At 36.6% G+C, this 12,361-nt stretch carries 10 protein-coding genes; 4 read left to right on the top strand and 6 right to left on the bottom strand.

Annotation, left to right across the window (positions count from 1 at the left end; genetic code table 11):
• Positions 1–293 precede the first annotated feature (293 nt).
• The 6 genes from gyrA to dnaA all read right to left on the bottom strand — a co-directional run bounded on the left by gyrA (position 294) and on the right by dnaA (position 9,203).
• Positions 294–2,804, bottom strand: coding sequence for a DNA gyrase subunit A (gene gyrA / locus AC1VNJ_RS20325; protein ID WP_028411909.1), 2,511 nt, complete (start codon positions 2,802–2,804; stop codon positions 294–296).
• A gap of 126 nt (positions 2,805–2,930) precedes the next feature.
• Positions 2,931–4,847, bottom strand: a complete 1,917-nt coding sequence (gene gyrB / locus AC1VNJ_RS20320) for a DNA topoisomerase (ATP-hydrolyzing) subunit B (RefSeq protein ID WP_028411910.1) — start codon at positions 4,845–4,847, stop codon at positions 2,931–2,933.
• Between the two features lie 240 nt (positions 4,848–5,087).
• Positions 5,088–6,206 carry a DNA replication/repair protein RecF gene (gene recF / locus AC1VNJ_RS20315; protein ID WP_013054823.1) on the bottom strand — a complete coding sequence of 373 codons (1,119 nt, stop codon included), beginning with the start codon at positions 6,204–6,206 and terminating at the stop codon, positions 5,088–5,090.
• Positions 6,207–6,220: 14 nt separating this feature from the next.
• On the bottom strand, positions 6,221–6,436 hold the full coding sequence (gene yaaA, locus AC1VNJ_RS20310; RefSeq protein ID WP_013054822.1) for a S4 domain-containing protein YaaA: 216 nt from the start codon (positions 6,434–6,436) through the stop codon (positions 6,221–6,223).
• 100 nt (positions 6,437–6,536) lie between these two features.
• Positions 6,537–7,673: a DNA polymerase III subunit beta gene (gene dnaN, locus AC1VNJ_RS20305; RefSeq protein WP_013054821.1), complete on the bottom strand. Its 1,137-nt coding sequence runs from the start codon at positions 7,671–7,673 to the stop codon at positions 6,537–6,539.
• A gap of 186 nt (positions 7,674–7,859) precedes the next feature.
• Entirely contained in the window at positions 7,860–9,203 is a 1,344-nt protein-coding gene (gene dnaA, locus AC1VNJ_RS20300) for a chromosomal replication initiator protein DnaA (RefSeq protein ID WP_028411911.1), read from the bottom strand.
• Between the two features lie 754 nt (positions 9,204–9,957).
• On the opposite strand from dnaA, the gene rpmH reads away from it, so the two are divergent.
• The 4 genes from rpmH to jag all read left to right on the top strand — a co-directional run bounded on the left by rpmH (position 9,958) and on the right by jag (position 12,062).
• Complete coding sequence (gene rpmH, locus AC1VNJ_RS20295; protein ID WP_013059930.1) at positions 9,958–10,092, top strand: 50S ribosomal protein L34; 135 nt, start codon at positions 9,958–9,960, stop codon at positions 10,090–10,092.
• Between the two features lie 110 nt (positions 10,093–10,202).
• Complete coding sequence (rnpA, locus tag AC1VNJ_RS20290) at positions 10,203–10,556, top strand: ribonuclease P protein component (protein WP_013059929.1); 354 nt, start codon at positions 10,203–10,205, stop codon at positions 10,554–10,556.
• 115 nt (positions 10,557–10,671) lie between these two features.
• Positions 10,672–11,436, top strand: coding sequence for a YidC family membrane integrase SpoIIIJ (gene spoIIIJ, locus AC1VNJ_RS20285; RefSeq protein ID WP_028411912.1), 765 nt, complete (start codon positions 10,672–10,674; stop codon positions 11,434–11,436).
• A complete protein-coding gene (gene jag, locus AC1VNJ_RS20280; protein ID WP_482641211.1) occupies positions 11,433–12,062 on the top strand; it encodes an RNA-binding cell elongation regulator Jag/EloR in 630 nt (209 codons plus the stop codon). Before spoIIIJ ends, jag begins: the two co-directional genes overlap by 4 nt.
• Positions 12,063–12,361: the final 299 nt, after the last annotated feature.

The following is a 12,361-nucleotide window of genomic DNA, read 5'->3' as shown; positions in this document are numbered from 1 at the left end:
CCTGAGCCAGGATCAAACTCTCCGAAGAAATGTTTGGCTTGCTCGTTTAAAAAAATAAAAATTAACGTTGACGTTTACTATTTCGTTCAGTTTTCAAAGAACTCTTGTCTTAAAGCGACTCCTATATAATAACACTTTATAAGAATCATTGTCAACACTTTTATATAACTTTTTTTAAAACTACTAAAAAACTTATATGTGTTTTGCTGACTTTTTATATATTACCAAAATAAAAAGCCTATGGCAAGGTTTTTTTACATAAAAAAAAGCCCCTGCTTTTTCAGGGGCTTTTTTTATTCTTCCGTTTCTTCAGCTTCAATTATTATATCTGTCTCTTCATGTTCATCTAATTCATCTAATACTTCGTCTTCATCTTCTGAAGTTTGTACTTTTGCAACCGTTGAAACAAACTCTTCGTCTCCTAAACGGATGACTTTGACACCTTGTGTGTTACGGCCCATTTGTGAAATATCTGAAACAGAAACACGGATAAGAACGCCGCTTACTGTGATAAGCATAATATCTTCTTCTTGAGATACGCATTTCAGTGCGACAACATCACCATTTTTATCAGTGATATTACATGTTCTTAAACCCTTACCGCCTCTTGTTTGTACACGATATTCCTCAATCGGCGTACGTTTTCCGTAACCATTTTTCGTAATGATCAAGATATCTGATTGTTCTTCGAGAATCTCCATACCGATTACTTCATCTTCTGAATCGAGAGTAATCCCTTTAACTCCAGTAGCTGTACGTCCCATTGAACGAACATCATTTTCATTAAAACGAATTAACATACCCTTCTTCGTTCCAATAACCATATCGCGCTTACCATCTGTCAATTTAACAGAAATCAATTCATCCTCTTCTCTTAAATTCAAGGCGATAAGTCCGCTATTTCGAATGTTCTCAAAAGAAGATAAAGGTGTACGCTTAGAAATTCCTTGTTTTGTAGTAAAGAATAGATACCAATCGTCTACAAATTCATCGACGCGAATGATGGCATTTACCCATTCACCTTTGTCTACTTCTAATAAGTTAATAATAGGTATCCCTTTAGCCGTTCTTCCATACTCTGGAATTTCGTATCCTTTCGTACGGTAAACTTTTCCCTTATTTGTAAAGAAGAGAATCGTATCATGAGTAGACGTTGTTAGAAGATGTTCAACGAAATCATCTTCGTTTGTATTCATTCCTTGAATACCTCTTCCGCCTCTTCGCTGACTCTTATACGTAGAAACAGGCAAACGTTTAATATAGCCGTTGTGCGTTAAGCTAATAACAATATCTTGGCGAGGGATCAGATCCTCGTCTTCGATAATTTCAGCTCCTCCGCTTACGATTTCTGTTCGACGGCCGTCATTGAATCTTTCTTTTACTTCTATTAGTTCTTCTCTAATAATTTCTAATACTTTTTCTTCATCTGCTAAAATAGCTTTTAATTCAGCAATTAGCGCTAATAAAGATTGATATTCCGCTTCAATCTTCTCTCGCTCTAATCCTGTTAAACGCTGCAGACGCATATCCAAAATAGCTTGCGCTTGTTTTTCAGATAACGAAAACTGCGTCATTAATCCTTCACGTGCAATATCTGTTGTTTGAGAACCTCTAATTAAAGCAATAACAGCATCTAAATTATCAAGAGCAATCTTTAAACCTTCTAAAATATGCGCGCGTGCTTCGGCTTTTCGAAGTTCAAATTCAGTACGACGACGAATCACCACTACCTGATGGTCTAAATAGTACTGTAGACATTGCTTTAAGTTCAATACTTTTGGCTGTCCATCTACTAATGCAAGAGTATTAATACCAAAACTTGTTTGAAGAGATGTCTGCTTATATAAGTTATTTAATAAAACATTTGCATTTGCATCACGTCTTACTTCAATAACAATACGCATACCCGAACGGTCAGACTCATCTCGTAAGTCCGTAATTCCATCAATCTTCTTATCACGAGCTAGCTCGGCAATTTTTTCAATTAGCTTTGCTTTATTTACTTGGTATGGAAGTTCATGAACAATAATAGTTTGTTTACCATTGTTTTGTTCTTCAATTTCTACTTTTGCGCGAACAATAATAGAACCTTTCCCAGTTTCATAAGCTTTACGAATCCCGCTGCGGCCAAGAATTTGTCCTGCAGTTGGGAAATCCGGTCCTGGAATAATCTCCATTAACTCTGCAATTGTGATATCAGGGTCTTGACTTACAGCTAAAACGCCGTCAATGACTTCCCCTAACTGATGCGGAGGAATATTTGTCGCCATACCTACCGCAATTCCGGCTGAACCGTTTACAAGTAAATTTGGAAATCTAGCAGGTAATACAATTGGTTCACGTTCAGAACCGTCATAGTTATCTTGATAATCAATTGTATCTTTATTGATGTCACGTAACAGTTCCATCGAAACTTTTGACATTCTTGCTTCTGTATAACGCATAGCTGCTGCTGCATCTCCATCAACAGATCCAAAGTTTCCATGACCGTCAATTAGCATATAACGATAGCTAAAATCTTGTGCCATACGAACCATTGTTTCATATACAGCTGAGTCACCGTGTGGGTGATACTTACCAATTACTTCTCCTACGATACGAGCTGATTTTTTATATGGCTTATCCGATCCCATACCTAAATCATTCATTGCATATAAAATACGACGGTGCACGGGCTTAAGTCCGTCTCTTACATCTGGTAAAGCACGCGATACAATTACGCTCATTGCATAATCTAAAAAGGATGCGCGCATTTCTTGACTAATATTTACTTCTCTTATTTGAGAGTTTGGTTTATCTGACATCGATAAGAACCTCCTTCGCGAAGTTCAGTATAGTAATTCATATATATGTAAACGCAGGATAGAACCTATCTCTATCCTGACGTTTATATACCCTTTATAAAAAATATAAAGGGTATTACCGTTCATTTAAATATCGAGATTTTTTACGTACTGAGCATTTTCTTCAATGAAATTACGGCGCGGTTCTACTTTGTCGCCCATTAAAATTTCAAATGTCTCATCAGCTTCAATTGCGTCTTGCAAGTTCACCTGAAGAAGGGTACGGAATTCTGGATCCATTGTTGTTTCCCATAATTGTTCAGGATTCATCTCTCCTAGACCTTTGTAACGCTGAAGGTTTGGTTTTGCGCCTTCAGGGAAAGAAGCTAATACCTCTTCTAATTGACGATCGTTGTACGCGTACTCTACTTTTTTACCTTGTGAAACTTTGTAAAGCGGCGGCTGGGCAATGTACACATATCCGTGCTCAATAATCTGTCTCATATAGCGATAGAAGAACGTTAGAAGAAGCGTACGAATATGCGCACCATCTACGTCTGCATCTGTCATAATCACAATTTTATGGTAGCGGGCTTTCGAAATATCAAAATCGTCACCAATACCCGTTCCTAGAGCGGTAATGATTGTACGAATTTCGTTATTAGATAAAATTTTATCTAAACGCGCTTTCTCTACGTTGATAATTTTACCGCGCAAAGGCAAAATAGCTTGGAAATGGCGGCTTCTTCCCTGCTTAGCTGAACCTCCGGCAGAGTCACCCTCTACTACATAGAGTTCGCTAATAGAAGGATCTTTTGATGAACAATCTGCTAATTTACCCGGTAAGTTTGAAATTTCAAGCGCGCTTTTACGTCTTGTAAGCTCACGAGCTTTTTTAGCTGCCATTCTTGCTCTTGCAGCCATTAAACCTTTTTCAATTACCTTTTTCGCCACAATAGGGTTCTCTAGCAAGTAAGTTTCTAAGTGTTCTGCAAACACAGAGTCAGTAATTGTTCTTGCTTCACTATTTCCCAGCTTTGTTTTTGTTTGTCCTTCAAACTGCGGATCTGGGTGCTTAATAGAGATAATAGCTGTAATTCCTTCACGAACATCTTCACCCGTTAAATTGGCGTCACTATCTTTAAATACGCTGTTTTTACGTGCATAGTCGTTAATTACACGCGTTAACGCTGTTTTAAATCCTGCTTCGTGCGTTCCACCTTCATATGTGTGAATGTTGTTTGCGAAAGAATATAAATTACTTGTGTAGCTATCGTTATATTGAATAGCAATTTCTACAGAAATGTTGTCTCGATTACCTTCAATATAGATCGGCTCTTCGTGAATCACTTCTTTCGAACGGTTTAAGTGTTCAACGTAAGACTTAATTCCGCCTTCGTAATGGTATTCACGTCTTTTATCTTCTTCACGTTTGTCTTCAATCGTAATTTTAATGCCGCGGTTTAAGAAAGCTAACTCACGCAGACGATTAGCTAACGTATCAAAATCGTATTCAAGCGTTTCTGTAAAAATTTCACCGTCTGGATGGAATTGAATAACAGTACCTGTTTTATCTGTTTCTCCAACTACTTTTAAGTCAGCAGCCGGTACACCTCGTTCATATTTTTGATAATGAACTTTACCGTCACGATGTACGTGTACTTCCAAAGAGGTAGAAAGTGCGTTAACAACTGAGGCACCTACACCGTGTAATCCACCAGATACTTTATAGCCGCCGCCGCCAAATTTACCTCCGGCATGAAGAACCGTTAAGATAACTTCAACGGCAGGTCTGCCCATTTTTTCTTGAATACCAACTGGAATTCCACGACCGTTATCTTTGACTGTAATACTATTATCCTTTTCGATAATAACATTAATTTCATCGCAATAGCCGGCCAGCGCTTCATCAATACTATTATCTACAATTTCCCATACAAGATGATGTAAACCCTTTGCGCTCGTTGATCCAATATACATCCCCGGACGTTTACGAACAGCTTCTAATCCTTCTAATACTTGTATCTGATCAGCTTCATATGCTTGTACTTCTTTTTGTTCCATCGTCAAATGTATCACCTACACTTTTTTTTAACAGCAAACTGCTGTATTTATCATTTTGTATTATGTTTTTCGAATATTATGTGGAAATAATACGGAGCCTTTAATGTATTTGCCATTTGTTTACTTATGCACAAAATTTTCATAATCGAGGGTACGAGTTGAAATATATAGACTTAAAACTATAATGATATCATATTTCAGTTAGATTGCCTTGTGAAAAGTTTTTAGACAGATCAATTGCTATTTGACCTTTTGAATTTGGCCAGCTTCTACATGATATGTAGCGGCTTTTTCTAAGGTCTCGTGATGAATTCCTTCAATGCTCGTTGTCGTTACAAACGTCTGAACTTTTCCTTGGATGGTATTTAGCAAGTGTGATTGACGAAAATCATCTAATTCAGACAATACGTCATCTAAAAGCAAAATTGGATATTCACCTACTTCTTGATGAATTAACTCAATTTCAGCAAGCTTTAACGATAAAGCAGTCGTCCGCTGTTGCCCTTGTGAACCAAATGTTTGAACGTCTTTTTCATTAACGTAGAAAAGAAGATCATCACGGTGTGGTCCTGCTAAGGTGACACCTCTATCAATTTCTCTACTTTTTATTTTATCAAACTTTTGATGATATGCTTCTAACATTTTCGACAAATCTGCATCTTCTGATACATCAATTGAATTCTTATACTCAATTTTTAATGTTTCTAAGTCTCGACTGATCCCTTTATGAATAGGCTCTGCCCACTGTTGGAGTAACTGTAAAAACTCAAAACGTTTTTTTAAGATTTTCGCTGCCATTTCACTTAACTGTAACGTAAGTACGTCTAAAAGTGAAAGATCCGTTTGTTTTTTTGTCTGCAGCTGCTTCAAATATTGATTTCTTTGCTGCAAAATCTTTTGATACCTGCTTAAATCATGCATGTAAACAGGCGAAACTTGACCAATTTCCATATCGATAAATTTGCGCCTTACTTGCGGACTCCCTTTAACTAGGTTCAAATCCTCCGGAGCAAACATGACAGTGTTAATTGACCCTATATATTGACTGAGTTTTTTCTGCTCAATGTGATTATATTTTGCTTTTTTCCCTTTTGTTGAGATGACTAAATCCAGTGTAACGGGCCCTCTATGCTTTTCTACAATGCCCGATAGCTTTGCATACTCACAGTCCCATTTAATTAATTCTTTATCGTTGGACGTACGATGAGATTTAGCCATAGATAATACGAAGATCGATTCCATCACGTTTGTTTTACCCTGTGCGTTTTCACCCAAAATGACGTTTACTTTATTTTCAAAGGGAATCGTTGTCTTCGTATAGTTTCGGTAATTTGTTAAAGTAATTTCTTTAATATACAAACGTTTCACCAACTTTAAGTAATAACAACAAATGATCCTGCAGCCGGTATATCCACTTCGTCATTTGCATATAATTTACGCCCACGGCGCTCTTCTAGCTCCCCGTTCACATATACTTCGTGCTCACTTAAAAACCATTTTACCATTCCACCTGTTTGAATGACGTCTGCTAGTTTTAAAAACTGGCCAAGCGTAATGTATTCAGTTGAAATTTTAACCTCTGTTTTCATGCGACTCTCTCACTTTCTAATGATGTATCTCTATTTTACTAAATAATTCTTCTTGAGAAAAGAAAGCTACTAGTACGGCATGCTAGTAGCTTTCTGAGATTTAATATGTTCGCACTGGTAAAATCAGCTGCAGCATTGAATCATCCTCTAATGTTCGAATGACAAATGGACGCATCGCACCAGTGAAGTTAATTTTGATATCTGTTCCTTCGAGCGCTTTTAATGCGTCTAACATATATTTTGCGCTAAAAGAAATTTTTAATTCTTCTCCTGAGATAGACTGACTTTGTACCTCTTCAATTACTTTTCCGATTTCAGGAGAGTTAGAAGAAATTTCAACAATTCCTTCATCCAGCGTAGATAGTTTTACTACGTTGTTTCTTCCTTCACGAGCTAATAAAGAAGCACGGTCAATCGATTGTAAAAATTCTTTTACGTTCAATATAACATCCGTTTTACTATCGGCTGGGATCAATCTTGAAGTGTCAGGATAATTTCCGTCCAGTAATCTTGAGAAAAATAGTAAGTGTTTTGTTTTGAATAATACTTGATTTTCCGTGATAACGATGTCTACTAATTCATGAGAATCATCAAGGATCTTACTGAATTCACTTAAACTTTTACCTGGAATAACCACATTATACGTTGCTTCATTTCCAGTTTCAATGGTCGCTTTTCGCAAAGCTAGACGATGACTGTCAGTGGCAATACACGTTAATTCTTTGCCGTCGACTTTCCAGTTTACACCTGTCAAGATAGGTCGTGTTTCTGAGGTGGACACTGCAAAGACAGTTTGTCGAATCATGTTTTTTAATAAGTCTGTCGGTAATCTAAACATGTTGTTTTCTTCGATCTGTGGCAAATGAGGATACTCTTCTGCATCTAAACCATTTAAGTTAAATTCAGCTTTTCCTGAACGAATGATTGTTAAAAAGTGACTTTGGACGTCCAATTCTACGATGTCTTTAGGAAGCTTTTTGACGATTTCACTAAAGAAACGAGCTGGGAGAACAACGCTTCCTGGTTTTTGGATATCAACAATCTCTTTTCCTTCTTCCTCGTTTGGAATAAACGATTCAATAGAGATATCGGAATCACTTCCGGTTAAAGTAACACCTTCTTCAGTCGCTACAATTTTAATCCCTGTTAAAATTGGAATTGTTGTTCTAGAAGATACAGCTTTCATAACGTCTTGAACGCTTTGAACTAGGTAGTCTTTCTGTATGATAAATTTCATAATAATTAATCCTCCTTAAAAGTAGGTTTAAAAGCTTATTATTTATTATATTTTAAGATAGTAGTAGTAATAGGGGCTGTGGAAATGTGGATAACCCCTAAAAACGTGAGAACACAGCCTATCCACATGTGGACAGACTGTGTACAATCCTAACTCACTTATACACAAAATACAAGTAAAAAAAGCCTATATTTTTAGTGATTCACTTATTTCTTTAATTTGTTTTTGTAGGTCAGTATCTGTTTGAACAAGTTTTGAGATTTTTTCATGAGCATGGATGACCGTAGTATGGTCTCGCCCGCCAAACTCTTCTCCAATTTTAGGCAGCGAAAAATCCGTTAGTTCGCGAGAAAGGTACATGGCAATTTGTCGAGGAAACGCTACTGACTTTGTACGTTTCTTCGCTTTGAAATCATCTAATTTTATATTAAATTCTTGTCCAACAATCTGTTGGATATCTTGAATCGTAATAACCCTAGGTTTTGAACTAGGAATGATATCTTTTAATGCTTCTGCTGCTAAATCAGCGTTTATATCTTTATTAATTAGTGAAGAATAAGCTACTACGCGAATAAGTGCTCCTTCTAATTCTCTGATATTTGAATCAATCTGATTGGCGATATAAAGCATAACTTCATTTGGAATAACTAAGCCGTCCGCTTTTGCTTTTTTACGCAAAATAGCAATTCGTGTTTCCAAATCTGGTGGTGTGATGTCTGTAATAAGGCCCCATTCAAAGCGAGAACGAAGTCGATCTTCAAGTGTAGGAATTTCTTTCGGCGGTCGATCACTTGAGATGACAATCTGCTTGCTTTCTTCATGAAGCGTATTAAACGTATGGAAAAATTCTTCTTGTGTCTGCTCTTTACCCGCTAAGAATTGAATATCATCAATCAGTAAAACATCTACATTGCGGTATTTGTTGCGGAATTCTACTGCTTTATTGTCACGAATAGAGTTAATAAACTCATTTGTGAATTTTTCAGATGATAAGTACACGACTTTAGCAGCAGGATTATGATCTAACACATAGTGGCCTATTGCGTGCATTAAGTGTGTTTTACCTAATCCTACTCCCCCGTAAATAAAAAGCGGATTATACGCTTTAGCCGGCGCCTCTGCTACTGCTAAAGAAGCTGCATGGGCAAAACGATTCCCAGATCCGATAACAAATGTATCAAAGGTATACTTCGAATTTAGCATACTTTGAGGGAATTCTGCTCCTTCGTCTTTATTGACTTTCTTTTTAGGAGTTTGAATATCGAATTCTTCCTCGGCCTGGTTAGGAGGAATAATAAATTTCACATCTAACTCTTCCCCCGTAAGGTCGTAAAGTGTTTCAGCAATTAAATTAGAATACCTAGATTCTAACCAGTCCCGTGCAAAATCATTAGGCGCAGTAATAATGAGCGTGTCTCCTTGCAAAGCATGAGCTTTTGTCGATTTGAGCCAGGTTTCAAAACTAGGTTTGCTTAATTTTTTTTCAATTTGATCTAAAGCTCTGTTCCATAAATCATGAATGTTTTCCAACGAGTAACCCCTCCTTTTTCTAGTTTTCATGCGCTTTGTACAACCCTTGTACAACCTGTACAAAACCTTATGCATAAAAAATTTATATTTATACAATTGCTATTATGTGGGTAAATATATATTATAGAAGAAAGCCGACTATTCGACAGATTCCACATGGTGTGGATAACTTTATACAGTGATAGTGGAAATGATGTCCACAAGTTGTCCACAGTTTGTGGATAAAAACCAACTGTGGAAAAGTAATTAAGAGTGAAAACAAAAATATAATATCAAAGAATTCGGCATGATGCAATGAATTTTCGAAACTTATCCACAATCACTACACCTTGTGGAGAAAAGTTTTCCACAACACAAGATAGTGTGCATGAGTTGTCGATAAGAAATGGAAAAGTAGAAAAATGTCGAAAAAACTTATCCACAAAGGTTTAAGAGAAGAATTTGAATAAAAAAGAGGCTTTTTATAACATTTATTGTTGTAGTTTTGTTCAGTAACGATGCGATCGCAGCTGGTAGAGAAAGAAAAAGAGATGAAAAGGAAAAATTTTTTCTTTAATAAATCAATGAATTTTATTGATTAGGTATAGACAATTGGGTTATAAAGATATTAGAATGAAGAAGATTGAGTAAAACAGATAATGAAACCAAGAGATTGAAAATTTTATTTTTTAAATAACATTGACATCTTCTTAGTCTTTTCATTATAATTGCAAGGACTGTCTTTTTCAGTTATTCCTCGAGGAGGTGTTTATAGATGAAAAGAACTTACCAACCAAACAAACGTAAGCACAGTAAAGTACACGGTTTCCGCGCTCGTATGAGCTCAGCGAATGGACGTAAAGTTTTAGCTCGTCGTCGTCGTAAAGGAAGAAAAGTATTATCAGCATAATAGACCACTGACGCCAGTGGTCTTTTTTCGCTTTCTAAGGCTAAAATCACCTCTGTTCCTGTAGGGACTACATAAAAGCATGACCTGAAAAAGGGCAGGAGTTGTTAAAAATGAAAAAAAGATATCGTATAAAAAAGAATGATGAATTTCAAACCGTTTTTAAAAAGGGCAAGTCCGTAGCGAATCGCCAATTTGTCTTGTATGTTCTAGACAAACCGGATCAAGAACATTTCCGCGTAGGATTCTCCGTGGGCAAAAAGATTGGAAATGCCGTGACTCGTAATCGAGTTAAGCGCCTTGCTAAACAAATTATGTTTGAATTCACACCGTATTTAAAGCAAGACAAAGATTATATTGTAATTGCAAGGCAGCCTGCTGCAACAATGAGCTATGAAGAAATTAAAAGCAGTTTGCAGCATGTCTTTAAGCGTGGCAAATTACTTACACATAGACAAAACGATTAATAAACAATAGAAGAAAAGCCTTTAATAGCTGTTGTTTTTCTACCGCATCCTTATATAATGGATTTTGACGCACTTTCAGAATTGAAAGGTGAACATGTAGAAGGAGGAAAAACAGGTGAAGAAGAAGTTGTTTTTAGGGATAACGCTTATCTTTCTATTAACTGTTTTAGCGGGTTGTACGGAAATGAACCAACCTATTACAGATGATAGTAAAGGTTTTTGGAATGAGTATGTTGTGTATCCGCTGTCATTAGTCATTACGTATCTGGCGGAGGTATTTAAAAGCTATGGAGTTGCGATCATCGTTGTCACGATCCTGATTCGCTTACTTATTCTACCGCTTATGATCAAACAGATGAGAAACACGAAAGCAATGCAGATGCTTCAGCCCGAAATGCAGAAGTTAAAGGAGAAGTACAGTTCAAAAGATGCCCAGACGCAGCAGCAATTGCAGAAAGAAACGATGGCATTATTCCAAACTTACGGAGTAAATCCTTTAGCTGGGTGCTTCCCAATTCTAATTCAAATGCCCATTCTTATTGGGATTTTCCACGCGATTACACGAACTTCGGAAATCGCAAACAACAGCTTTTTATGGTTTGATTTAGGTGCGCGTGATCCGCTATTTATCTTACCAATTGTCGCAGGAATCACAACGTTTATTCAGCAAAAGATGATGATGGCCGGAAATGCAAATCAAAATCCTCAAATGGCTATGATGCTTTGGATTATGCCGATCATGATTGTGGTTTTTGCAATCAATTTTCCAGCCGCCTTATCTCTTTATTGGGTAGTGGGAAATCTATTTATGATTATTCAAACCTACTTCATTAAAGGGCCAGACTTAAAACAAGCGAATATTGAAGGGGTTAAAAAATGAACGAAATCACAATTACGGCCCAGACGATTGAAGCTGCTGTTCAAGAAGCATTAAATGCTTTAGAAGTAGAGCGAAATCAAACAAATGTAGAAATAATTGAACCAGGTAAAAAAGGATTTTTAGGAATCTTTAAGGGAAAACCCGCAGTTGTAAAAGTTACAAAAATAGTTGACCCTGTAGAGGAAGCGGTTCATTTTATTACAAATGTTAGCCGTGAAATGGGGATTTCGATTCATACGAACGTCAAAAAAACCTCCAGAAACTGCATAATTGAGATTAGTAGCGATTCAGCGGGAATGTTGATTGGAAAACATGGACAAACCCTCAATGCGCTCCAGCTTCTCACACAATTGGTAGCTAATCGATACAGTCAGCAATTTTTAAATGTTGTCTTAAATCCAGAAGGCTACCGGGAAAAACGAAAAGAAATGGTCGGAAAACTGGCATTAAAAATAGCTAATCAGGCGATTAAAACGAATCGATCTGTTCAACTAGAACCAATGCCTTCCCATGAAAGAAAAATGATTCACCAAGCGTTAGCTAAAAATTCTTTAGTTGAGACACAATCCGTTGGCAAAGAACCGAAAAGAAGTATTTTGGTTCAGCCAGTTGCCAAAAAGCACTAGCAAAATAAGCTAGTGCTTTTTTATATGCTTATTTTATCGATCTAGCGTTCAAAAAAATCAAGATGCATACGTTGTTATTCACATGTGGATAAGTTAAAATAGTACATACTGCCTGTTTTTCTTGCTGTGTATAACAGAAGAACGTTAGAGATGTTCCAAATCGGTGAATTGTGGTATTCTATTTATTTGGTTCATACAAATCACAGGCCTTAAAATAGATGTTTTTGTTCGTAGAAAATTGTTAACGATGATAGTATATAACATCGTTTAAAATAAAAGGTTTATAAAATGAAATGAGG

Source organism: Priestia sp. 3CA3 (genome assembly GCF_056836725.1).
Note: the sequence above shows the minus strand (reverse complement) of the source record. Positions and strands in the feature narration are given on the sequence as shown.